Origin of the sequence: Mesorhizobium sp. M4A.F.Ca.ET.020.02.1.1, assembly GCF_004022645.1 — a bacterium.
Taxonomy (GTDB): domain Bacteria; phylum Pseudomonadota; class Alphaproteobacteria; order Rhizobiales; family Rhizobiaceae; genus Mesorhizobium.
The window spans coordinates 1-2,057 of the sequence record NZ_RZOI01000914.1; the positions used below are offsets into that span (position 1 = coordinate 1).

The window sequence follows — 2,057 nt, forward strand, 5'->3', positions numbered from 1 at the left end:
TGATCGCCGCCAATGCGCTGGGCTATGGCACCAACATGATCAGCAACTGGTATTCCGACGTGCCGGAGGGCAGGGCGATCCTTGGCCTGGCGCCGGAAGAGCGCGTGATCGGCTTCGTCCATATCGGCTCCTACCAAGGGCCGGCGCCGGAGCGGCCGCGGCCCGACCCGGCAAAGCTTTACGCCGACTATCAGGGACCGTGGGCTGGCTAGAATGTTCTACGAACCCTCGAAAGGGCACGGCCTGCCGCACGATCCGTCAAAGGCGATCGTGGCGCCGCGACCGATCGGCTGGATCTCGACCATCGACCGCCAGGGCAAGATCAACCTCGCGCCTTATTCGTTCTTCAATGCCTTTTCGACAAAGCCCTTCATCGTCTGGTTCTCATCGGAGGGTGAGAAGGACAGCGCCACCTTCGCCGAAGAGACCGGCGAGTTCGTCGCCAATCTGGTCAGCCGCGATCTGGCGCAGAAGATGAACCGCACCGCGGTCGACGCGCCGCGCGGCGTCAGCGAGTTCGGCTATGCCGATCTGACGATGGCGCCGTCGCGCCTTGTCGCGCCGCCGCGGGTGGCGGAGGCGCCGGCCGCGCTCGAGTGCCGGGTGACGGAGATCATCCGGCCGCGTGCGCTCGACGGCACGCAGACGAGTGCCGTCGTCGTCGCCGGCGAGGTGGTTGGCGTCCATATCGACGATGCCTATCTGAAGGACGGTATCTTCGACATCGTCAGGGCCGGCAATGTCGGCCGGCTCGGCTATATGGACTATGCCAGCATCGACGAGATTTTCTCGATGCGCCGGCCGCGCTGGGGAAAGGACTAGGCAGAGCTCAGGTAAACGGCGGCGGGACATTCGCGGAAGGTTGGCCATGATCGCAAGACTGATCCTGCAGACTTTCGTGTGGTTCGGCGTCATGGGCGCCGTGCTGTTCCTCTCGGCCGGCACGCTGAACTGGCCGGGAGCCTGGGTGTATCTGGTGGCGATGATTGGACTCAGCCTCACCATGGGCGTGTCGCTCGCCCGGCGCGATCCCGGGCTGATGAACGAGCGGCTGCGCCCTCCGATCCAGAAGGACCAGACCGCGGCCGACAAGGTGCTCCTCTCCATACTGCTCATCGCCATCTTTACGTGGCTGGGTCTCATGGGGCTCGACTTTCGCCACGGCTGGTCGGCGGTTCCTTTCTGGGGACTGGCACTCGGTGGGCTGGTCCTGCTGGTCGGTATCTGGATCTGCTACCTGACGATGCTGGAGAACAGTTTTGCGGCGCCTGTAGTGAAGATCCAGGGTGAGCGCGGACAGCATGTGATTACCACGGGCCCCTACAGCTATGTCCGCCATCCGATGTATGCCGGCGCCATCCCCTACTTTGCCGGCACGGCGCTTCTGCTTGGCTCCTGGTGGGGGCTGGCCTCGGTGCTCTTTTTCATCGTGCTCCTGGCGGTCCGCATCTTTATCGAGGAGAGGACGCTGCGGACCGGCCTGCAGGGCTATGACGACTACGCGGCAAATGTCCGCTACCGGCTGATCCCGCTGGTCTGGTAGCCGCTGGCCAAGCGATCGGCGGCGAGCGATCGACTAGGCAGAAATCCCTGCCGCCCTGGCGCGGGCCAGCAATCGCTCGGCGAGCCGCAGGTGCGGCCGGTCGACCATTTTGCCGTCGATGCCGACGACGCCGGGATTACCCGCCGCCGCGAACGCGTCGACGATTGCCTGGGAGTGTCGCACGGCTTCCGCCGACGGCGTGAAGGCGGCGTTGATGACCGGCACCTGCGCCGGGTGGATGGCCATCTTGCCGGTGAAACCGTCGCGCTCGGCCTCGCGGCACTCGGCTCCGAAAGCTTCCATGTCGCGGAAATCCGGAAAAACGGTGTCGATCGCCGCGACTTCCGCCGCACTGGCCGCAAGGATGGTCATGGCGCGGGCAAGGCGGAAGACGTCGGTGTAGCGGCCGCTCGCGTCGCGCGCGGCGCGGGCGCCGATCGCGGCCGACAGATCCTCGGCGCCCCAGGTGAGGCCGGCAAGCCGCGCGCTGGCGCCGGCATAGGGTGCGGCCGTC

General features: G+C 66.0%; 3 protein-coding genes and 1 pseudogene. 3 read left to right on the forward strand and 1 reads right to left on the reverse strand.

Annotation, left to right across the window (positions count from 1 at the left end):
- From EN742_RS32975 to EN742_RS32985, 3 genes and pseudogenes are all read left to right on the forward strand, one after another.
- Positions 1 to 212: pseudogene (locus tag EN742_RS32975) on the forward strand (nitroreductase family protein); the annotation flags it as partial.
- Between the two features lies 1 nt (position 213).
- Positions 214 to 822 (forward strand): flavin reductase family protein, encoded by a 609-nt coding sequence (locus tag EN742_RS32980; RefSeq protein WP_126054261.1) that lies wholly within the window; start codon positions 214 to 216, stop codon positions 820 to 822.
- 46 nt (positions 823 to 868) lie between these two features.
- Positions 869 to 1,543, forward strand: coding sequence for an isoprenylcysteine carboxylmethyltransferase family protein (locus EN742_RS32985; RefSeq protein WP_126054262.1), 675 nt, complete (start codon positions 869 to 871; stop codon positions 1,541 to 1,543).
- Positions 1,544 to 1,576: 33 nt separating this feature from the next.
- Here the strand turns inward: EN742_RS32985 and EN742_RS32990 are convergent.
- Positions 1,577 to 2,057 (reverse strand): aldolase/citrate lyase family protein (locus EN742_RS32990; RefSeq protein ID WP_189375704.1); only part of this gene is annotated, 481 nt, incomplete at its 5' end.